The organism is Nonomuraea sp. NPDC049655 (assembly GCF_044465465.1).
In the GTDB taxonomy this organism is placed as follows: domain Bacteria; phylum Actinomycetota; class Actinomycetes; order Streptosporangiales; family Streptosporangiaceae; genus Nonomuraea.
On the sequence record NZ_JBITLS010000001.1, the window covers coordinates 523,079 to 542,141 of the forward strand.

The following is a 19,063-nucleotide window of genomic DNA, read 5'->3' on the forward strand; positions in this document are numbered from 1 at the left end:
CGGCGGCGGCCGGCTCACAGGCCGTGGATCCGGCGGCCGGTGACCTGGTGCGGCACGACCCGGATGTAGAGATGACGTTCCCCGCCCGCCCATGGCGTGACGCCCGCGTCGGCCAGCTTGGCGACCTCGTCCTCGGGCACGTGGTGGGCGGGCCCCTGGATCAGCACGCTCCAGCCCTCCTTGCGCACCTCGTCGATCCGGTCCACCTGGAAGCCGATCATGATGTCCACGCCCTCCAGGCCGGTGCGCAGGTCCTGGTCCATGGGCCCGCCGTGGGACGTGCGGAACAGCACGGCGCCCTCGTGCAGCCGGTAGTTGACGGGCAGCACCGTGGGCCCGTGCGAGCCGTTGAACGCGATCCGCCCGATCCCGCCCGGCGCGACCAGACGCAGGCACTCCTCGGGGTCGAGGACCTCCAGGACCGGCTCGTCCGGGCCGGCGCCGGGGCCCGGCGGGCGGTCGCGGCCACCGCCCAGCAGGTCCTGCGGGGTCGTCTCCAGGGCGGTGGCCAGGCGGGTCACCGTGTTCCTGTCCGGGATGCCGAGGTGGCCCTCCAGGTACGTGACGTACCCGGGGGACATGTCGGCGCGCTCGGCCAGCTGGTCGACGGTGAGGCCCAGCCGGTCGCGGTGGTGGGCCACCCGGCGTCCGAAGTCGCCACTGTTCGTCATGATCATCTCTCTCTCCGTGAGGACGAGGCCCGCGCCGCTCGGGACGGGGACGCCGTCGACCCGCGTGCCGTCGTGGCCGGCCTCGATGGTGATCCGGCGTCCGCGGAACAGGACCGGCAACGAGAGCGTGCCGAGCCGTCCGGGCAGCAGAGGGTCGAGGAACAGGCCCTCGGGCCTCGGCTCCAGGCCCAGGTAGCAGCGTTGCAGCATGTCCACCGTCCCGGCCATCGCGCCCAGGTGCACGCCCTCGGCGGTGGTGCCGCCCTGGACGTCGTGCACGTCCCCGACCAGCGCCTCGGCGAAGAACTGCCAGGAGCGCGCCCGGTCGCAGCGCGACAACACCCAGGCGTGCACGACCGCGCTCAGCGTGGAGCCGTGGCTGGTGCGGTCGAGGTAGTAGGCGGTCGTCCGCGGGATCAGGCCGGGGTCGGCCGGGTAGCCGAGCCCGTCGAGGATCGCCAGCAGCTCGTCGGCGCCCAGCAGGTAGAACAGCATCAGCGTGTCGGCCTGCTTGGACGCCTTGTAGCGGTTCACGTCGTCGCCGTCGGCCTCCAGGGCGCGGTCGAGGCGGCGGACGCCCGCGTACCGCTCCCAGTCCAGCTCGGCGAGCCCGGCGTAGCCGGTGAACTGGCTGATCACGCCGTCGTGGAAGTCGACCCGCATGCGGCGGGTGATGTCCTCCCACCGCGCCGCCTCCCGCGCGCCGGCCGCGCCGAGCCGGAGGGCGTGCCGCAGCAGCCACACGGTCATGACGTTGGTGTAGGCGTTGTTGGCCAGGCCCGGCTCGGCGGCGCCGGGGTAGGCGGTGTGGTACTCGTCCGGGCCCATGACGCCGCGGATCTCGTACCGGCCGGAGACGGGGTCGAGCACGGCCAGCGAGGCGAAGAACCGCGCGATGGCGATCAGCAGGTCGGCGCACCACGACGGCATGGAGCCGGTGGCCAGGCGGTACTGCCACACGTTGTAGGCGATGGCGAGGCCGACGTGGCGCTGCAGGTGGGAGACGTCCGGCAGCCAGCGTCCCGAGGCGGGGTTGAGGTGGTAGGTCTGGGTCTCCTCCTGGCCGTCGCTGCCGCTCTGCCAGGGGAACATCGCGCCCTCGTACCCGGCCGACCGGGCGGCCGCGCGGGCCTCGGGCAGGCGGCGCCACCGGTAGCGCAGCAGGCCGCGGGAGATCTCGGGGAAGCGCAGGTTGAGCCAGGGCAGGACGAACAGCTCGTCCCAGAACACGTGCCCCCGGTACGCCTCGCCGTGCAGGCCCCGCGCCGGCACCCCGGCGTCGAGGTCGGCGGTGTGCGGCGACAGGGTCTGGAGCAGGTGGAAGATGTGCAGGTGGACGATCTGCGACAGCTCCGGCCCGTCCACGTTCAGCTCGGCCCGCTCCCACAGCCGCTCCCAGGCCGCGGCGTGCGCCTCCAGCAGCTCGGCGAAGCCCGGGGCCGTGGCCGCGCGGCGCAGGGCGGCCGACAGCGGGTCGTGCACGGCGGGATCGCGCGAGGTCAGCAGGGCGACGACCTTCGTGAACGTCACCGGCGTGCCCTCGGTCACCGTCAGCACGTGCTCGCTGGCGACGTGGTCGGGCTCCATGGAGGGCGAGCCGGGGGAGGGGGCGTCGGCGCGGGCGGCGAGCGCGACGGTGACGCGGGAGGCGCGGGTGGTCGCGGTCAGCCAGGTCAGCCCGTCGCGGTGGCCCGTGGCGTGCTCCGTCAGGTGGTCGCCGCGCAGGTCGCGGTAACGTTCGACGCCGCTGTTGGTGACGCGCCCGTCCAGCCCGGCGCGGACGCGCAGCGGGCCCGACCAGTTCTCCGCGGTGAAGGTCGTCTCCAGGGCGGCCAGGGCGGGATCGGCCATGGAGACCAGGCGGCGTTGCCGCACCCGGGTGACCCGGCCCCGCGCGTCGCGCCAGCGCAGCTCCCGCCGCAGCACCCCGTGGCGCAGGTCGAGCTCCTGGGTGTAGCCGAGCAGGTCGGCCAGCTCCGGGCTGAACCAGTCCTGGCCGGGGGTGGCGAAGCCGAGCGGCAGCCAGTCGGGCAGGTTGACCAGGTCCTCGTTGACGACCGTCCGGCCGCCCACCTGCGAGGCCAGACGGTCGTAGCAGCCCGCGTGGTAGGTGCCGGGCGTGCGGATCCGGCCCTCGGGCGTGGCGCCGCGGGTGGCGAAGCGGCCGTTGCCGAGCGTGCACAGCGCCTCCCGCAGCCCGGCCGAGCCCGGGGCGAAGCCCTCGTACGTGAGCGTCCACGGGTTCATCGCGACCCCACGGACCGGGTCAAGGCGGCCATGACGATGACGCTACCCACCTGCCTCACCCCCAAGACAGGGACCTTGGTCCCTGCCACCTGGGGCGTACGGCACTGATCCGGGCCCGATGGCGTTCCGGACCCGGCGGGGGCGTCGAGAATGAGTGTCATGACACGAGCTGTGTACGTCGCCGCCGGCGAAGCGGGAAGCAACAAGGGGACCGTCGCCCTGGGCCTGGTCGAGCTGCTGTCCCGGCAGGTGGGAAGCGTGGGCGTGTTCCGCCCGGTGGTACGGGCCGGACGCGAGGACGGCCTGGTCAACACCATCCGCAGCCGGTTCCAGCTCGCCCTGCCCTACGAGGCGTGCGCGGGGGTCACCTATGACGAGGTGCACGCCGACGTCGAGCGGGCGGCCGGCGACATCGTGGCCCGCTTCCGCGCGCTGGCCCGGCGCTGCGACGCGGTCGTGGTGGTCGGCACCGACTACACCGACGTGGGCGCGCCGACGGAGTTCGGGTTCAACGCCCGGCTGGCCGCCGACCTGGGCACTCCGGTGATCAACGTGGTGAGCGGCAGGGGCCGGACGGCCGCCCGCACCGCCGCGGCGGTCGAGGTGTCCTCCAGGGAGCTGGCCCACCATCACGCCCAGGAGCTCGCGGTCGTGGTCACCCGCTCGACCGGCGGGCCGCTCGCGTTCAGCCATGCGACGCCCGTGTTCGTGCTGCCGGAGACCCCTTCGCTGCGGGCGCCGACGGTCGCCGACCTGCTCGACGCCTGCGACGGCTGGTTCTTCCTCGGCGAGCGCGACGGGCTCGGCCGGGAGGCGAGCGCGCTGATGGTGGGCGCGATGTCGCTGCCCGGCATCCTGGAGCGTCTCACCGAGGGCGCGGCGGTGATCATCCCGTCCGACCGGGCGGCCGCGCTGCTGCCCGGCCTGATCGCCGCGCACACCTCGCCGGGCTTCCCGGCCCTGTCGGCGGTGGTGCTCACCGGCGGCACCGAGCTGCCCGGCTCGGTGGAACGGCTGCTGCGCGGCATGGAGATCCCGCTGCCGGTGATCGCCACCGGTCACGACACGTTCGACACCGCGACCCGGCTGTCGGCCGTGGAGGGGCGGTTCACGCCCGAGGCGGGCGGCAAGATCGACGCGGCGCTGCGCCTGTTCGCCGAGCACGTGGACGGCCCGCTGCTGCTGGAACGGCTGGACATCGCCAAGACCGACGTCGTCACGCCGCTGATGTTCGAGTACGAGCTGCTGGACCGGGCCCGCGCCCGGCGCAGGCACATCGTGCTGCCCGAGGGCGAGGAGCCACGCATCCTGCGCGCGGCCGACATCCTGCTGCGCCGGGACGTGGCCGACCTCACCCTGCTCGGCGACGCCGAACGCATCAGGGTCCAGGCCGCCCAGCTCGGCCTCGACCTGGCCGCGGCCAGGGTGCTCAGCCCGTTCGACCCGGAGCTGCGCGAGCGGTTCGCGCACGCCTACGCCGAGGCGCGGGCGCACCGGGGGATGACCGTCGAGCTGGCCCGCGACACCGTCACCGACGTCTCCTACTTCGGCACGCTCATGGTCCACGCCGGCCTGGCCGACGGCATGGTCTCCGGCGCGACGCACACCACCGCGCACACGATCAGGCCGGCGTTCGAGATCCTGCGGCTCGGGCTGGTCTCCAGCGTGTTCTTCATGTGCCTGGCCGACCGGGTCCTGGTCTACGGCGACTGCGCGGTCAACCCCGACCCCACCGCCGAGCAGCTCGCCGACATCGCGATCGCCTCGGCCCGCACCGCGGCGATGTTCGGCGTCGAGCCCAGGATCGCGATGTTGTCGTACTCGACGGGCACCTCGGGCGCGGGCGCCGAGGTCGACAAGGTGCGCGCCGCCACCGAGCTGGTCCGTCAGCGCCGCCCGGACCTCCAGGTGGAAGGGCCGATCCAGTACGACGCCGCGGTGGACCCGGCCGTGGCGCGGGCCAAGATGCCCGGCAGCCAGGTGGCCGGGCACGCCACCGTCTTCGTGGTGCCCGACCTGAACACCGGCAACAACCTGTACAAGGCCGTCCAGCGCAGCGCGGGGGCGGTCGCGGTGGGGCCGGTGCTGCAGGGGCTGCGCAGGCCGGTCAACGACCTGTCCAGGGGCGCCACCGTGGCCGACATCGTCACCACCGTGGCGGTCACGGCCGCCCAGGTGCGCGACGAACCGGCGTCCTCGGGCCCGTCAGCCGGCGCCTGAGGCGCGCCACCGGCGGGCGGCGAGGACGGCGGCCAGCACGGCCACGACCCCCGCCCACGTGGCCGGATGGCTCCAGACGGCGGCGCCGGCCTGCTGGACGAGCACGAACACGCCCATGACGACGACGAACCAGCCGAACGCCGTGCGCAGCGCGTCCTGCGGGATGCGGCCCGCGAGCCGGCCGCCGGCCAGGCTGCCGATCACCGCGGACGCCGTCACGATCAGGGCGAGACGCCAGTCGATCGCGACGCCCGCCAGGTGCCCGGCGAGGCCGGCGAACGACTTCATCGCGATGACGAGCAGCGAGGTGCCGACCGCGACGCCCATCGGCAGCCCGCCCAGCAGGGCGAGCGCCGGGACGACGAGGAAACCGCCGCCGGAGCCGACCAGCCCCGTCACCGCCCCGACGACCAGGCCCTCCGCCGCGATGTGCGGCAGCGGCAGGTCGCCGTGGGCGGGCCGCGCCCGCTTCCTGGGGTTGCGGGGCCGGCGCAGCATCGCGACCGCCGTGGCCAGCATCATCAGGGCGAAGGCGACGAGCAGCGCCGTGCCGGGGACGTACTCGGCGAGGCGTCCGCCGCCGTACGCGCCGGCCATGCTGAACGCGCCGAAGAGCAGCCCGGTCCGCCAGCGGATCCGCCGGGCCCGCGCGTGCGGGACCAGCGCGGCCAGGCTGGTGACGCCGACGACGAACAGCGAGGTGGCGATCGCCTCCTTGGTGTCCTGCCCGGCCAGGTAGACCAGGATCGGCACGGTCAGGATCGAGCCGCCGCCGCCCAGCACGCCGAGGCTGACCCCGACGAGCAGTGACGCCGCGACGATCAGCACGGTCACGGGGTGGTCCGCAGCTCCGCGAGCACCGTGCGGATGTCGGTGCGCGGCCCGCGGTTGTAGGGCAGCCGGGACAGCAGGACGCCCATGGCACAGGAGTTGCTGACGGCCGCGTACGTCAGGCCCGCGCCGATCGCGGTGCCGATCAGGTGCGCGCCGGGCAGGAAGATCCCGGCCAGACCGGTGACCAGGACGACGGAACCGGCCACGAGCCGCACCTGGCGCTCGATGTCCCACCGCTCGGGCCCCCGCTCCAGGGACGCGCCGGCCGTCTCCCACGCGACGATGCCGCCCTCCAGGACGCGCAGGTTCGGCAGCCCGGCCTCGGCGAGGGCCTGCCCGGCCTGCGCGGCCCGCGCCCCGGAGCGGCAGACGAGCACGACGTCCTCGTCCAGGTGGGTCAGCAGCTCGGCCCGGTGCTCGCGCAGGGTGTTCAGCGGCACGTTGTACGAGCCGGGGATGTGCGCCGTGCGGAACTCGCCGGGCGTGCGCACGTCGAGCAGCCGCGGCGCCCGCCCTTCCTGGACGAGCCGCTGCAGCACGGTGGGGGTGAGGACGGAGGAGGTGTTCATGGGTCTTTCCTTCGCCGATACCCCGGGGGGTATCTAGTAGACATATGTGTAGGACAGGGACGGGGAACGGTCCGGTCAGACGCCGGCCGGCTCGGCCGACAGGGCCCACGCGGCGTAGCCGCCGAGCACGTCGGAGACGTCCTGGAAGCCGCGGTGCCGCAGCAGGCTCGCCGCGACGGAGGAGCGGTGACCGCCCGCGCAGTGCAGGACGACGGGCCGGTCGGCGGGCAGCTCGCCGCTGCGGGCGGGCAGCTCGCTCAGCGGCATGTGCAGCGCGGCGTCGATGAAGCCGTTCGCCTCGCGCTCGCCCGCGGTGCGCACGTCCACGACGACGGGCGGGGCGTCGCCGGCGAGCGCGGCGCGCAGCTGCGCGGCGGTCAGGCGGCTGGCCGGGGCGACCTCGGCGGCCAGGGCCACCAGCGCGTCGTCGGGGTTGCGCAGGTAACCCGCGACGCGGTCGAAGCCGATCCGGGCCAGGCGGGTGACGACCTCCTCCTCGCGGTTCTGCGGCGCCATGACGACCAGCTCGGCGGCCGGGTCGAGCACGGTGCCCGCCTGCTCGGCGAAGCGCCCGTCGGCGGGCACGTTCACCGCGCCGCGCAGGTGCCCGGCGGCGAAGTCCTGCGGGTCGCGGGCGTCCACCACGACCGTGCCGGCGGCCCTCAGTTCGGTGAACCCGTCGAGGGTCAGCGGCACGGGCGCCGCCGAGGCGTCGTAGCGGGCGCGGTCCCTGCGGTTGAGGTCGGCGTCGTAGGCGAAGTAACCGGGGGCGGCGGGCTGCCCGGCGGTGACGAGCGCGACGAACGTCTCGCGGTCCATCGGCGCGCACGCGTAGTTGGTGGCCCGCTGCTCGCCGATGGTCGACTGCTTCTCGGCCGAGAGGTTCTTGCCGCAGGCCGAGCCGGCGCCGTGGGCGGGGAAGACCCGCACCGCGTCGGGCAGGCCCATGAGCCTGTTCTGCACGCTGTCGTACAACATCGCGCCCAGTTCCCCGGGGGTGACGCCGACGGAGGCGAGCAGGTCGGGGCGGCCGACGTCGCCGATGAACAGGGCGTCGCCGGTCAGCACCCCGTACGGGACGGGGTCCTCGGCGTGCTCGTGGACCAGGACGCTGATCGACTCCGGGGTGTGGCCGGGCGTCTCCATGATCTCCAGGGTGACGTCGCCGAGGGAGATGCGCTCGCCGTCGCCGAGCTTGCGGATGGGGTACTCGGTCTCGGCGCGGCGGCCGTAGCCGATCCAGGCGCCGGTGCTGTCGGCCAGCTCCAGGTGGCCGGCGACGAAGTCGGCGTGGAAGTGGGTGTTGACGACGCCGACGACGGTCAGGCCGTGCGCGCGGGCGTCGGCCAGGTACTCGGAGACGTCCCGCCGGGGGTCGACGACCACCGCGCGACCGGTCCCCTCGTCGGCGATCATGTACGACGCCTGCGAGAGGCAGTCCAGGTAGTACTGGGTGAAGAACACGGCAATCCCTTCGTGAGGAACGCGGCCAGTGGGTTGATACCCGGGGGGGTATCGACGACCCGACAGTAGGTTCTCCGCGGAGAGGATGTCAAATACCCCCCGTGGTATTGCCCAAGATACCTGGGGGGGTATGGTGACCTGGACATATCCATCCGGCAATCCAGGCGCGAAGGGACCTCCGTCGTGCAGAACACCTCCGCTCCCGCCCCGGCCGGCCGACCCCCCGTACGCCTAGGGCTCCGGGCGAACGCCCTGCAGTTCTCGCTGCTGGTCGTCGTCAACGTCGCCGTCGGCGGCCTGGTGGGCCTCGAACGCACCACCGTGCCGCTCATCGGCACCCACGCCTTCGGCCTGACCAGCGACCTCGCCGTCTTCTCCTTCATCGTCGCCTTCGGGCTCACCAAGGCGGTCACCAACCTGGCCGCCGGAGCGCTGACGGCCCGGTTCCGCCGCAAGCGGCTCCTGGTGGCCGGCTGGCTGATCGGGATCCCCGTCCCGTTCGCCCTGGCCTGGGCGCCCTCCTGGGGGTGGATCGTGGCCGCGAACGTCCTGCTCGGCCTCAACCAGGGCCTGACCTGGTCGATGACCGTCAACATGAAGATCGACCTGGTCGGGCCCGCCCGGCGGGGGCTGGCCACCGGCCTCAACGAGGCCGCGGGGTACACCGCCGTCGGCGCCACCGCCCTGCTCACCGGCTACCTCGCCACCCGTCACGGCCTGCGGCCCCTTCCCGAGCTCGTCGGCGTCGTCTTCGTCGCGGCCGGGCTGGCCCTGGCCCTGGCCGTCCGCGACACCGCCGCCCACGTGGCCCTCGAACTCGACCGGCACCCCCGGCCGGCCGGCGGGGACATCGGTCCGGCGGCCGCGTTCGCCCGCACGTCCTGGCGCGACCGCTCGCTGCGCGGCGTCAGCCAGGCCGGCCTGGTCAACAACCTCAACGACGGCCTCACCTGGGGCGTCTTCCCCCTCCTGTTCACCGACCACGGCCTGGGCCTGGCCGCCGTCGGCCTGATCAAGGGCCTGTACCCGCTGCTGTGGGGCGTCGGCCAGATCCCCGCCGGGCACCTCGCCGACCGCCTCGGCCGCAAACCCCTCATCGTCACCGGCATGCTCGTCCAGGCCGGCGGGCTCCTCCTGGCCGTCGCCCCGCTGGGCGACGCCCTGCTCGCCGGGGTCCTGTCCGCCGTCGTCCTCGGGCTCGGCACCGCCATGGTCTACCCCGCCCTCATCGCCTCGGTCTCCGACCGCGCCCACCCCTCCTGGCGGGCCAACGCCCTGGGCGCCTACCGCTTCTGGCGCGACGTCGGCTACGCGGCGGGAGCCCTGGTCGCCGGGGTGCTCGCCGACGTGCTCGGCCTCGGCGCCACGGTCGTCGCGGGGGCCGTCCTCACCGCCGTCTCCGGCCTGCTCGCCGCCCGCTGGATCACTGACCGTACGGCGGGCTGACGGGGCCTGTCCCAGGTCAAGCGCGTCCCAAGGTGCGGTCGGCATTGATCGCGCGGCCGGGGACGGCGGAAGCGCCCTTTGATCCACTCCTGGTTACAGTCCGTAGTGATCGGATCGCTCTGGGGGGAAGATGAAGAGTGTTCGCATAGTCGCCGGCAGGATGGCGAAAGTGTTGTGCGCGGGGCTGCTCGCGGTCCCGTCGTCCCCGCTGGTCGTGCCCGATCCGTCGCCGGACACCTCGGTCGTGACGGTGCGCACCGGCGGCGACCGCACCGGCGACACCACCGTGGGGCCGCTGGCCGGGGTCGAGCTCGGCCTGTTCGCCACGCCCGACGCGGCCGTCCCGGTCGAGGCCGACTGGGGCGTGTGCGTCTCGGACGACGACGGCGACTGCAGCTTCGTCGTCCCCGGCACCGAGCCGGGCGGCGACAACGCCGGCGCCCGCTTCTACGTCAAGCAGATCTCCGCCCCCGGCGGCTGGTACACCAACCCCGAGCTGCGCACCGGCCGCGGCAGCGGATCGAACTCCGTCGCCACGCCGTACGTCTTCCAGACCCCCGCACTGGAGAGCGGCACCACGTACTCCTCCACCAGCGACTTCATGATCAACGACACCCGCGCGGACGCCACCGCCTCGACCGGGATCTGGCAGCAGTCACGGGTCAACCCCCGGCCCGATCTCACCTGCGGCCTCGACGTCGCGCTGCTGCTCGACCTGTCGGCCTCGGTGGGCAGCGCGCTGCCCGACCTGAAGGCGGCCGCCGACACCTTCACCGACGCGCTCACCGGCACCCCGTCCCGGATGGCGCTGTTCACCTTCGACCGCAACTCGCCCAGCGCCGGCACCACGAACAACCCCGACCTCATGCCGGTCTCCACCGAGGCGGGCGCCGAGGCGTTCAAGAACCAGTACGCCGACTGGCAGCTCGGCAGCGGCACCAACTGGGACCGCGGCCTGTGGGCGGTCGCCGAGGCCGCGCCGCGCTACGACCTGCTGGTGGTGCTCACCGACGGCAACCCCACCTACTACGACACCCTGCTCGGCGACGGCAGCAACACCCGCATCGCCGAGGTGGAGGCCGGGATCTTCTCCGCCAACGCGGTCAAGGCCGAGGGCACCCGCGTCCTGGCCGTCGGCGTCGGCAACGGCGTGACCGGCCTGACCGCGCTCAACCTGCGCGCCATCTCCGGCACGACCGCCTTCGACGGCTCCAACGCGGTCGCCGCCGACTACTTCCAGACCAGCGACTACGCCGCCGCCGGGCAGGCGTTGCGGGAGATCGTCCGCGCCCAGTGCGAGGGGTCGCTGTCGGTGATCAAGCAGCTCGTCCCGTCCGGCAACACCGGTGAGGACGTCACCGGCGCCACCCCGGCCGGCCCCGGCTGGGACTTCACCGCCGAGACCACCACGCCGGGCATCGGCGGGCTGCCCGCCACCGAGTCGACGACCGGCGACGGCACGGGGTCGGTCAACTTCGACCTCACCTTCAGCCAGACCGCGTCGGCCGACGTCACCGTCACCGAGGCCCAGCACCCCGGTCACACCCTGGTCACCCAGGACGGGCGCAACGCCGTCTGCCGCCTGATCGACACCGGCGTCGAGGTGCCGGTGAGCAACAGCGGCGGCCTCGGCTTCACGGTCGAGGTGCCGAGCGACGCTGCCGTCAGCTGCACCGTCTACAACCGCCCGCCCGCGCCGACCCCGACCCCGACGCCCACGCCCACGCCCACTCCGACACCGACACCGACGCCCACTCCGACGGTGACCCCGACCCCGACGGTCACGCCGACGCCCACGGTCCCGCCGACCGTCACGCCCACGCCGACCCCGACGCCCACGCCCACGCCGAAGCCCACGCCGACCCGTCCGGAGCACTGCCACGGCGGGCATCCGTACTGGGACCACTGCGAGGAGCACCCGGGCTGGCACGACGTCTGCCACAAATCGGCCTTCGCCTGCCCGCACCCGCAGGAGTGGTCCGACCCTGACGAGGCTTGGAACGAGGAGTGGTAGCCCGCAGGTAGACGCGTTCCCGGCACAAGGATTACCCGCGCCTTCGCGTCGGACCGCCGGCCGACGGGCAGCACCTGGGAGGGGCGGCTCGGGAACGGGGGCGGACGATGCGGGACGAAGCAGGCGGCGGGCCGGCGAGCGTGCGCCGTCGCGAGATGCTGGCCATGCCCGTCGCCCTGGCCTGCGGCTCGGCGATGCTGACCGGCTGCGACACCGCGCGGCCGGCCCGCAGTGCCGCGACGGCCAGCCCCGCCCCCGGCCCGGAGCGGGCCGGGGAGGTGCCGGTCACGCCGCCGGAGGACCTCATGCGCGAGCACGGGGTCCTCAAGCGCGTCCTGCTGGTCTACCGGGAGGGCGTCCGGCGGATCGGCGCCGGGGAGCGGGTGCCGGTCGGCCCCCTGCACGCCGGGGCCGGGATCATCCGCACGTTCGTCGAGGACTACCACGAGCGGCTGGAAGAGCGTTATGTCTTCCCGCGCCTGGTCGGGGCGGGCAGGCTCACCGACGTCGTGCCCGTGCTGATCCGGCAGCACCGGCGCGGACGCGTCCTGACCGGCCGCATCCTGGACGCCACCGCGCGGCCCGTTCCCCAGAGCGTCCGCCGCGGCCTGACCGCCGACCTGGCCGCCTTCGTCCGCATGTACGAGCCGCACGAGGCGCGCGAGGACACCGTGGTCTTCCCCGCCATGCGGGCCGTCATCCCGCCCAAGGAGTTCGCCGAGCTGGCCGAGACGTTCGAGGACGAGGAGCACCGCCGATTCGGCGCGGCCGGCTTCACCGGCGTGGTCGCGCAGGTGGCCGACATCGAGAAGGCGCTCGGCATCTACGACCTCGACCAGTTCACCCCGCGCGGCTGACCCCGGCCGGTGCTCGCGGCGCGGGCCCGGTCAGGCGACCCGGGTGGCGGCGCGTTCGCCGAGCCTGCCGTCGTCCATGGACAGGACGGTGTCCACCTGGTCCAGGGCGGCCAGGTCGTGCGTGACCATGACGGTGGCCAGGTCGTTGCGCCTGGTGAGGTCGGCCAGCAGGGAGACGATGCGCTCGCCCCGGTGGTGGTCGAGCGCGCTGGTGGGCTCGTCCACCAGCAGCACCTCGGGGGAGTTCATCAGGGCGCGGGCGATGTTGACGCGCTGGCGCTCGCCGCCGGACAGCTGGTGCGGACGTTTGTGCTCCTTGCCGCCCAGGTCGACGGCGAGCAGCAGCTCCCGCGCCCGCGGGCCGGCCGCGCGCGGGGACTCGCCGGCCAGGTGCGCCATCACCAGGAGCTGGTCCAGCGCGGTGAGCGAGGGCAGCAGGTTGGCCTGCTGGAACACGATGCCGACGTGGTCGCGGCGAACCCTGGTGCGGGCCGCCTGGCCGGCTCTTGAGACGTCCTGCCCGGCGATGATCACGCTGCCCGCGGCGGGCGTGATCAGGGTGGCGGCGACGGCGAGCAGGCTCGACTTGCCGGAGCCGGACGGGCCGACCACCGCGGCGAACTCGCCCGCCGCGACGGCCAGGCTGACGTGGTCGAGCGCGGTCAGCGTACGGTCGCCGTCGGGATAGGTCAGGACGACGTCGGTCAGCTTGAGTGTCATCGGGAGGCTCCCAGGGCGGTCAGCGGGTCGACAGAGGTGATCTTGCGGATGGCCAGCGCGGCCCCGGCGGCGCCGAGGACGATCAGCACGGCCACCGGCGCCACGGTGGTGGCCGCCGACAACACGAACGGCACCGTGCCCTCGGCCAGCGCGCCGAGGCCCGCGCCGAGCAGGCCGCCGGCGCCCGCGCCGCCCAGCAGCACGATGACCGCCTGGGCGAGCGCGTCCCGCAGCAGGTAGCCGGAGCTCGCGCCCAGGGCCTTGAGCACGGCGACGTCGCCGCGCCGCTGGATCGTCCAGACGGTGAAGAAGGCCCCGATGACCAGGGCCGAGATCGCGAACAGGAACCCGCGCATGAGCTGGAGCGACCCGTTCTCGGAGGAGAAGGAGCCGATCGCGGCGGGCGCCTGCGACAGCGGGACCGTCGTGGTGCCGAGCCGCGCGTCGGCCGCGGCCAGACCGGCCGTGCCACCGGCAGGCAGCCCCGTGTCACCGGCGGGCAGCGCCAGGACGGTCGCCACGCTGTCGGCGCCGGTCTGGCGGCCCATCCGCTCCCAGTCGCCGATGCCGACCCAGACGACGGGCGTGTGGCTGTAGGACGCCTGGCCGCCGACGCCGGACACGGTGAAGTCCCGGCCCGCGATCCGCACCGTGTTCCCGGCGCCCACCCCGGTGTCGGCGGCGAGCGCGGCGGAGAGGACGACCTTCCCGTCGTCCACGGGCCGCCCCTCGGCGAGGGCGCCGCCCGGCTGGACGCCGAAGAGCGCCACCCCCGCGCTCCCGTCGCCGTCGTAGCCGAGCCGCGACATGGAGACGCCCAGCCGCTCGGCGGCGCCGCCGGTCGCCCGCCGCCACTCCTGCCAGGTCCGGTCGGTGACGCGGCTGTCGGCGAAGGACGGTTTCCCGCCGCCGGCGAAGACGAGGTGCCCGGCGGGCAGGCCCTCCACGGCCGAGATGTTCTCCCGCGCCAGCCCGGCGGTCAGGCCGGACAACATGGTCACCAGGAGGGTGATGAGGAAGACGACGGCGCCCATGAGAGCGAACCGTCCCTTCGCGAAGCGCAGGTCTCTGAGCGCCACGAACACGGCGCGTCCCCCGTTGCGGTTGAAGGTCACGTTGACGTGCTCCAGCGTGCGCGCCGCCGGATCGGCCGCGCATCGTGCATGCGGTCCGCCCGTAATACTTCTTTCGGACGATTTGTGGCGCAGGGCCGTCGCATACGCTTGGTGAGAGATGTCTGACTATCCGTTCCCGCCCGCCCTCCGCCTGCTCCGCTGGACCGTGCACGGCACGTTCGCGACCCTCCTGGCGATCGCGCTGGCCGGCGTCGCCGGGACCGGACGGCTCGCGCCGACGCTGGGCGGAGCGCTCCTCGGCGTCCTCTACGCGGCGGGCATCACCATCGAGGCGCGGCTGCCGCACTTCGGCGGGCCGACGCACCTGCTGCTGGGCCGGATCTGGCTGGTGCTGACCACGGCCGGGTGGGCGCTGCTCGCGCTGGCCGCGCCGCAGTTCGTCTGGCTGGCCTTCCCGCTCTTCTTCGCCTACCTGCACCTGCTGCCGCTGGCGGTCGCGCTGCCGGGCGTGGCGGCGCTGACCGTCGCGGCCGTCCTGGCCGCCGCCTGGCACGAGGGCCGGCTGACCGCCGCCCTGGTCATCGGCCCGACGATAGGCGCGGCGGTGGCCACCTTGATGGCGATGGTCTACAAGGCGCTGCACGCCGAGAGCGAGCAGCGCCGCCTGCTGATCGACGACCTGGTCCGCACGCGCGGGAAACTGCTCCAGGCGGAGGGCGACGCCGTACGGCTGGCCGAGCGGGAACGCCTGGCCAGAGAGATCCACGACACCCTGGCACAGGGCATGTCCAGCATCATCCTGCTGCTGCGGGCGGCCCGGCGGGACCTGGCCGACGACCTCCCGGCCGCCGAGCGCCGCATCACCGAGGCGGCGGACGCGGCCAAGGAGAACCTGGAGGAGGCCAGGAACTTCGTCCGCGGCCTGGCCCCCGCGGCGCTGCGGCACTCGTCGCTGGCCGCCGCGCTGCGCAGGGCCGGCGACTCCGCCGTGGCGGGCACGCCCATCCAGGCGCGCTTCGAGGTCTCCGGCACCCCGGCGCCGCTGCCCGCCGACTACGACGCGACGCTGCTGCGCGTCGCCCAGGGCGCCCTCGGCAACGTCAGCCGCCACTCCGGCGCCGGCCACGCCGGGGTGACCCTCACCTACCTGGACGACGTGGTCATGCTGGACGTGTACGACGACGGCCGGGGCTTCGACCCCGGGCGTTCGGCCGGCTACGGCCTGCGCGCGATGCGCGAACGGGTGAGCGCCCTGGGCGGCAGCCTCACCGTGGAGTCGGCCCCCGGCGAGGGCACGGCCGTCGTGGCGACCCTGCCGCTGCCGCCGCTGGAGGGGCCGTGATCCGGATCGTCCTGGTGGACGACCATCCCGTGGTCCGCTCCGGCCTGCGCGCCATGCTCGCCGGGCAGCCCGACTTCGACCTGGTCGGCGAGGCCGCCACCGGGCAGGAGGGCGTGCGTCTGGCCGCCACGCTCGCCCCCGACGTCGTGCTGATGGACCTGCAACTGGGGACGGGCATGCACGGCAGCGAGGCGACCCGCCGGATCGTCGCCCTGGACGGCCCCCGCGTCCTGGTGCTGACGACGTTCGACACCGACGCCGACATCGTGGCCGCCATCGAGTCCGGCGCGACCGGCTACCTGCTCAAGGACGCCCCGTCGGAGGACCTGCACGCCGCCATCCGGTCGGCCGCCGCGGGCGCCAGCGCCCTGGCGCCGAGCGTGGCCGCCCGCCTGCTGGGCCGGGTCCGCGCCCCCGACGCCACGCTCAGCCCGCGCGAGCTGGAGGTGCTCGGGCACGTCGCCGCCGGCCTGTCGAACCGGCAGATCAGCAAGGTGATGTTCCTCAGCGAGACCACCGTCAAGACCCACCTGGCGCACATCTACACCAAGCTGGACGTGGACTCCCGCACCGCGGCCGTCGCGGCGGCCTCGAAGCGGGGCCTCATCCGCCCGCCGTGAGCCGCGGCGCGGCGCTCGGGTCATCAGGGCGTGACGATGGCGAAGTCCGGCTGGGGCTGCTCCAGCAGGGAGGCCAGGTGTCGCAGTCGCCGGTCAGGAAGTCGTAGACGTCGTTGTCCCAGACGACCTCGCCCCCGGACGTCCTGACCACGCCGGGGGTCAGCCTGGCGACGAAGCCGCGATCGGCGTGCTCGAAGTCCGTCCGGTCCTGGACGGGAAGGTCTGCCATGTGAGCGTCCTGCCCTCGGCAGTCTGCGATGAGGGCAAGGAGAGCCCCAAGAAAGAGCATTCCGGGCGGTGCGGCCGCCGCTCCGAGGAACGTTCCTCTCATGTGTGCTTCTCCGGCCGGCGTGCTGGCATGGGTGCGGAGCGCGGTCGCCGCCGCCTTGATCACCGGCGTCTATTTCGTCGTGCCGCTGCCGACCGAGAAACTCCAGGACGGCTCGCCCGAGCTGCGCGCCCTGGCCTGCCTGGCCGGGGTGATCGTGCTGGCCTGGCTGCTGGCGCGGCAGGTGGCGCGGGCGTTGCGGCCCGGACGGTCCTTGGGGGAGCAACTGGCGATGTTGCTGACCGTCGTCACCGTCGTGGTGGTCTTCTTCGCGGCGCTGTACTTCCTGATGGCCGCGCAGTTCCACGGCCTGCGCACGCGGGTGGACGCGCTCTACTTCTCGGTGATCACCCTGGGCACGGTCGGCTACGGCGACGTCGTCCCCCTCGGGCAGGGGGCGAAGGCCCTGGTCATCGTGCAGGTGATCTTCGATCTGATCGTCGTGACGTCGGCGCTCGCGCTCATCGTGGGCGTGTGGCGCTCGCAGGAGTCGTCATGAGGGTTCTCCCTCCAGGCAGGGGACCGGGGCCGCCGTGGGAGCCTGGGGGTGCGTGGCCAGGTAGTCCTGGAGCTCGCGGTGCCGGAACTGGTAGGCGATCCCGGAGATCCGCAGCAGCCCGGCGTCGTAGCAGCGGTGCAGGAACCGTCCCAGCCGCCACGGCAGCCGGCCCCGCGTGGCCAGCAGCAGCCCCAGGTAGCGGCGCGCCAGCAGCGGCGACCAGGACGCCACCAGCGACATGCCGAACACCGCGGCCACCGCGACCGCCGCGACGACCGGGATCCCCGCCAGCAGCTTCACGAACCAGATGCCCAGCATGAACCCGAATCCGGGGCCGAAGGTGAGCGCGGCCACGAGCGTCGAGACGACGTCGTTGCGGATGACCGTCCTGGGGTCGACGCCGTCCCAGGAGCCGGCGTATCCCAGCTCCACGTTTCTGCCGCTCGCCATCCCCACGCCGACCAGGACGCCGAAGACGATCGGCACCCACAGCGGCAGGGCGGCGCCGAACTCCATGATGACCGCCGCGCTCGTCAGGCAGCCGTACAGGGCGGCCAGCACGCCGTCCACGACGCTCCGCCTGCGGCTCTGTCCGCCGCGGGACCGGAGCAGGCCGTCCTCGTCCGCCGCGGACCACGCCTGCCGATAGGCCGTGACCGGTTCGGTCAGCAGGCGCACCGCCACCGTGCCGGGCAGCAGGAGCAGGCCGACGGCCATCACCGTCGCGCCCGAGATCTTCCCGTCCACGATCTCGACCTGCGAGAACACCACGACGGCCGCGACGACGGCGGCGGCGACCCCGGGAAGGCAGGTCGCCAGCGCCACCAGCGCGCCGAAGAACCGCGCCCGGTCGCCCGCCAGCGGCCACAACCGGTGCAGCACGAGATCCGTGCCGGACAACACGCGCCCGTGCAACGGCGGCCGGCCCGTGTTGGCGTGCAGGTGAGCGGCCAGGACGGCCAGGTAGGCGTGCGTGCGCCGGGCGTCCGGCCCCTTGCCCGCCGGGTCCGCCGCGGCCAGGCGGGCGGGGATGAACAGACCGAGGAGATGCTCCCGTACGGCCTGCTGGTCGGCGAAGCGTGTGAGGACCTCGGGGGAGCGCACGTAGCGCCCGGTGACCGGGTCGCGCTGCTCGTGGACGCTGACCGCCAGGGTCAGCCGCCACGGCGTGTTCAGCGCCTCGGCCAGGACGTGGCCGTCGCGGGTCAGCGCATCGAGGACCGGCCGCCAGCGGTCGGGGTCCTCCTGGTCGGTGACGGCCTGGATGAACCGCCACGCCTTGTCGCCGCCCACCTTGCCCACGTCGACCCGGACGATCCCGCGGGGGACGGCCCGGTCGGCGACCAGGGCGTCGTACTGGTCGGTGCGGCAGGTCAGGACCATGCTGCAGCGGTCCAGCCCGTGCTCGTACTCCTCCAGCGCGCGCAGCGCCCGGGCGGCCCGCGACCCGTAGCCCGGCTCGTCGGTCTCGTCCATCTCGTCGAGCCCGTCCACGACGGGCAGGATCCGCTCCGCCGCCACGAGCGTGCGCGCGGTCACCGGCTTCAGGCCGTACGCGGCGGTCAGGTGCCGGGCGAGCATGTCCCGCACCGGCACGTCGGGATCCAGGCTCGCCGCGGAGATCCGCACCGGGACGCGGTCGTCGGGCCGCCGGCCGTCGAGCAGCCGGAGGATCAGCTCGATGGCCAGGACGGTCTTGCCCGAACCCGCCACCCCGGTGATCACCAGCCGCCCCGGTCCGCCCAGCTCGCGGAAGTAGGCGGCCACCTGCTTCAGGCTGCCGGCCGGCGGCGCGGAGACGGAGCCGCCGGTGGGATGGAAGGAGAAGTCGACGTCGATGACCGCGTCGCTGCCCTTGCGGCCCAGCAGCTGTGCCCGCTGGGCCCGCTCCTCGGCCAGCACCCGCCCCGCCAGCAGGATCGCGGCCGCCTGCACGTCGGTGTCGGCCAGCCGCTGCGCCTGCCACCAGGACAACGCGGCGATGCCCGTCCCGGCCAGCCCCAGCCCGGCGCCGACCGGGTCGACGTCGCCCGGGTAGAGCGTCCACAGCCGCAGCGCGGCGGCCACCAGCATGACCATCCCGGCCGCCACGCCCGCCCAGAACCACCATGTCCTCGTCCGCCGGCTCACGGTCCCAGCATTTCAAAGCGGGCACC

The 19,063-nt window shown here is 74.0% G+C and carries 15 protein-coding genes; 7 read left to right on the plus strand and 8 right to left on the minus strand.

The window, feature by feature from the left end:
* Positions 1-14 precede the first annotated feature (14 nt).
* Entirely contained in the window at positions 15-2,918 is a 2,904-nt protein-coding gene (locus ACIBQ6_RS02335) for a pyridoxamine 5'-phosphate oxidase family protein (RefSeq protein ID WP_397209781.1), read from the minus strand.
* 159 nt (positions 2,919-3,077) lie between these two features.
* On the opposite strand from ACIBQ6_RS02335, the gene pta reads away from it, so the two are divergent.
* Positions 3,078-5,138 (plus strand): phosphate acetyltransferase, encoded by a 2,061-nt coding sequence (gene pta / locus ACIBQ6_RS02340; protein WP_397159961.1) that lies wholly within the window; start codon positions 3,078-3,080, stop codon positions 5,136-5,138.
* Here pta and ACIBQ6_RS02345 read toward each other — a convergent pair.
* From ACIBQ6_RS02345 to ACIBQ6_RS02355, 3 genes are all read right to left on the minus strand, one after another.
* Positions 5,124-5,972 carry a sulfite exporter TauE/SafE family protein gene (locus ACIBQ6_RS02345; RefSeq protein ID WP_352323726.1) on the minus strand — a complete coding sequence of 283 codons (849 nt, stop codon included), beginning with the start codon at positions 5,970-5,972 and terminating at the stop codon, positions 5,124-5,126. The two genes, pta and ACIBQ6_RS02345, sit on opposite strands and share 15 nt — an antisense overlap.
* Positions 5,969-6,541: a rhodanese-like domain-containing protein gene (locus tag ACIBQ6_RS02350; protein WP_397209782.1), complete on the minus strand. Its 573-nt coding sequence runs from the start codon at positions 6,539-6,541 to the stop codon at positions 5,969-5,971. Before ACIBQ6_RS02350 ends, ACIBQ6_RS02345 begins: the two co-directional genes overlap by 4 nt.
* Positions 6,542-6,616: 75 nt before the next feature.
* Positions 6,617-8,005 carry a rhodanese-like domain-containing protein gene (locus ACIBQ6_RS02355; protein WP_397209783.1) on the minus strand — a complete coding sequence of 463 codons (1,389 nt, stop codon included), beginning with the start codon at positions 8,003-8,005 and terminating at the stop codon, positions 6,617-6,619.
* A gap of 183 nt (positions 8,006-8,188) precedes the next feature.
* Here ACIBQ6_RS02355 and ACIBQ6_RS02360 point away from each other — a divergent pair, with 183 nt between their 5' ends.
* The 3 genes from ACIBQ6_RS02360 (at position 8,189) to ACIBQ6_RS02370 (ending at position 12,322) form a co-directional block, all read left to right on the plus strand.
* The gene (locus ACIBQ6_RS02360; RefSeq protein WP_397209784.1) at positions 8,189-9,451 is read left to right on the plus strand and encodes an MFS transporter; all 1,263 of its coding nucleotides are present in this window, start codon (positions 8,189-8,191) and stop codon (positions 9,449-9,451) included.
* A 160-nt stretch (positions 9,452-9,611) separates the two neighbouring features.
* The gene (locus ACIBQ6_RS02365; protein WP_397209785.1) at positions 9,612-11,465 is read left to right on the plus strand and encodes a vWA domain-containing protein; all 1,854 of its coding nucleotides are present in this window, start codon (positions 9,612-9,614) and stop codon (positions 11,463-11,465) included.
* A gap of 107 nt (positions 11,466-11,572) precedes the next feature.
* Positions 11,573-12,322, plus strand: coding sequence for a hemerythrin domain-containing protein (locus tag ACIBQ6_RS02370; RefSeq protein WP_397209786.1), 750 nt, complete (start codon positions 11,573-11,575; stop codon positions 12,320-12,322).
* A gap of 30 nt (positions 12,323-12,352) precedes the next feature.
* Here ACIBQ6_RS02370 and ACIBQ6_RS02375 read toward each other — a convergent pair whose 3' ends face one another.
* Both ACIBQ6_RS02375 and ACIBQ6_RS02380 read right to left on the minus strand, forming a co-directional pair.
* Complete coding sequence (locus tag ACIBQ6_RS02375; RefSeq protein ID WP_397209787.1) at positions 12,353-13,042, minus strand: ABC transporter ATP-binding protein; 690 nt, start codon at positions 13,040-13,042, stop codon at positions 12,353-12,355.
* A complete protein-coding gene (locus ACIBQ6_RS02380) occupies positions 13,039-14,127 on the minus strand; it encodes an FtsX-like permease family protein (RefSeq protein WP_397210362.1) in 1,089 nt (362 codons plus the stop codon). The genes ACIBQ6_RS02375 and ACIBQ6_RS02380 overlap by 4 nt, the downstream gene beginning before the upstream one ends.
* A 148-nt stretch (positions 14,128-14,275) precedes the next feature.
* Between ACIBQ6_RS02380 and ACIBQ6_RS02385 the strand changes: the two genes are divergently transcribed.
* Positions 14,276-15,460 (plus strand): sensor histidine kinase, encoded by a 1,185-nt coding sequence (locus ACIBQ6_RS02385; RefSeq protein WP_364338349.1) that lies wholly within the window; start codon positions 14,276-14,278, stop codon positions 15,458-15,460.
* Positions 15,457-16,080, plus strand: a complete 624-nt coding sequence (locus tag ACIBQ6_RS02390; protein ID WP_358301630.1) for a response regulator transcription factor — start codon at positions 15,457-15,459, stop codon at positions 16,078-16,080. The genes ACIBQ6_RS02385 and ACIBQ6_RS02390 overlap by 4 nt, the downstream gene beginning before the upstream one ends.
* On the opposite strand, the gene ACIBQ6_RS02395 is transcribed toward ACIBQ6_RS02390, so the two are convergent.
* On the minus strand, positions 16,064-16,309 hold the full coding sequence (locus ACIBQ6_RS02395) for a hypothetical protein (protein ID WP_397209788.1): 246 nt from the start codon (positions 16,307-16,309) through the stop codon (positions 16,064-16,066). The two genes, ACIBQ6_RS02390 and ACIBQ6_RS02395, sit on opposite strands and share 17 nt — an antisense overlap.
* A 100-nt stretch (positions 16,310-16,409) precedes the next feature.
* On the opposite strand from ACIBQ6_RS02395, the gene ACIBQ6_RS02400 reads away from it, so the two are divergent.
* Entirely contained in the window at positions 16,410-16,907 is a 498-nt protein-coding gene (locus ACIBQ6_RS02400; protein WP_397209789.1) for an ion channel, read from the plus strand.
* Here ACIBQ6_RS02400 and ACIBQ6_RS02405 read toward each other — a convergent pair.
* A complete protein-coding gene (locus tag ACIBQ6_RS02405; RefSeq protein WP_397209790.1) occupies positions 16,902-19,037 on the minus strand; it encodes an NACHT domain-containing protein in 2,136 nt (711 codons plus the stop codon). The genes ACIBQ6_RS02400 and ACIBQ6_RS02405 overlap by 6 nt on opposite strands.
* Between the last annotated feature and the right edge of the window lie 26 nt (positions 19,038-19,063).

Coding starts and splice junctions, on each gene's coding strand:
- ACIBQ6_RS02335 (WP_397209781.1), bottom strand. CDS start 2,918: ATGAACCCGTGGACGCTCACGTACGAGGGCTTCGCCCCGGGCTCGGCC.
- pta (WP_397159961.1), top strand. CDS start 3,078: ATGACACGAGCTGTGTACGTCGCCGCCGGCGAAGCGGGAAGCAACAAG.
- ACIBQ6_RS02350 (WP_397209782.1), bottom strand. CDS start 6,541: ATGAACACCTCCTCCGTCCTCACCCCCACCGTGCTGCAGCGGCTCGTC.
- ACIBQ6_RS02365 (WP_397209785.1), top strand. CDS start 9,612: ATGGCGAAAGTGTTGTGCGCGGGGCTGCTCGCGGTCCCGTCGTCCCCG.
- ACIBQ6_RS02370 (WP_397209786.1), top strand. CDS start 11,573: ATGCGGGACGAAGCAGGCGGCGGGCCGGCGAGCGTGCGCCGTCGCGAG.
- ACIBQ6_RS02375 (WP_397209787.1), bottom strand. CDS start 13,042: ATGACACTCAAGCTGACCGACGTCGTCCTGACCTATCCCGACGGCGAC.
- ACIBQ6_RS02385 (WP_364338349.1), top strand. CDS start 14,276: ATGTCTGACTATCCGTTCCCGCCCGCCCTCCGCCTGCTCCGCTGGACC.
- ACIBQ6_RS02395 (WP_397209788.1), bottom strand. CDS start 16,309: ATGGCAGACCTTCCCGTCCAGGACCGGACGGACTTCGAGCACGCCGAT.
- ACIBQ6_RS02400 (WP_397209789.1), top strand. CDS start 16,410: ATGTGTGCTTCTCCGGCCGGCGTGCTGGCATGGGTGCGGAGCGCGGTC.